Raw genomic sequence first — 773 nt, forward strand, 5'->3', positions numbered from 1 at the left:
GATATCGATGGCGGTTATCCTAGGGGCCGGGGGCAGTACCTGGGGGGTGGCAGCATACCTAGCGAACGAGATCACCGGGCAACTGACCGAGCTTCAGAGCCTAAACCAGCAGATCAGCACAGCCCAACGGACCCTAGACAGCTTGCCCAAAGGGGTGACGTTCGTGCGCGACCGAGATGGGCAGTACATCGTGGCGAGGCAGATCGATACACCGTTCAAGATGGACGAAGGGACGTACAAGGGCCTGATGGCCGTGGGGGTGAAGTAGATGACCGAATTAGAGCGGCTGCTGACAGCTCAATTCGAGCGGATGGAACAACGGCACCAGGACGAGACGATGGACTTGCGGGCGCAGCTCGACGCGCAACAGCGCGCTTTGAAGAGCTTGCAGGCGCAGTTGCAGAGCACATTGGGCGAGTACGAGAAGCATTGCGCCAGCTTACACACCGCCTTCGTGGCCTTGGAGAAGAGTACCAGGAGCGAGCTAGCCAGCATGGGCCGGAGTTTGGACCAGACCAACCGGGCTACCGGAGCAGCACTTGGGTCATTGAACAGCAGTGTGAGCATAGTCAAAAGCTCGCTGGAGAGCTTGAACAAGGCGCAGAGTTGATCGTCGATAGGGCCGCGGTGCTGCGAAAAGAGCAGAGCCAGAGTAGCGGGTTGAGTATGTAATATAACGTCACAGTGACAATAATTAAGTAGATCGGGTATGAAATCAGGTCGGTTGGGTACTCCTGACGCGGTGGCGCATATTGGGGTTCTAGGGATTTTCC

At 57.2% G+C, this 773-nt stretch carries 2 protein-coding genes; both read left to right on the forward strand.

The window, feature by feature from the left end:
• Positions 1–268: hypothetical protein (locus tag RA19_RS27295; RefSeq protein WP_039168753.1), on the forward strand; the 268-nt coding region annotated here is incomplete at its 5' end.
• Positions 269–610, forward strand: coding sequence for a hypothetical protein (locus tag RA19_RS25400; RefSeq protein WP_039168756.1), 342 nt, complete (start codon positions 269–271; stop codon positions 608–610).
• The last annotated feature ends 163 nt before the right edge of the window (positions 611–773 follow it).

The sequence above is a fragment of the Leisingera sp. ANG-M1 genome, assembly GCF_000813745.1.
GTDB lineage: Bacteria > Pseudomonadota > Alphaproteobacteria > Rhodobacterales > Rhodobacteraceae > Leisingera.

Excerpts from the sequence above, each read along its gene's own strand:
- RA19_RS25400 (WP_039168756.1), top strand. The coding sequence starts at position 269 with ATGACCGAATTAGAGCGGCTGCTGACAGCTCAATTCGAGCGGATGGAA.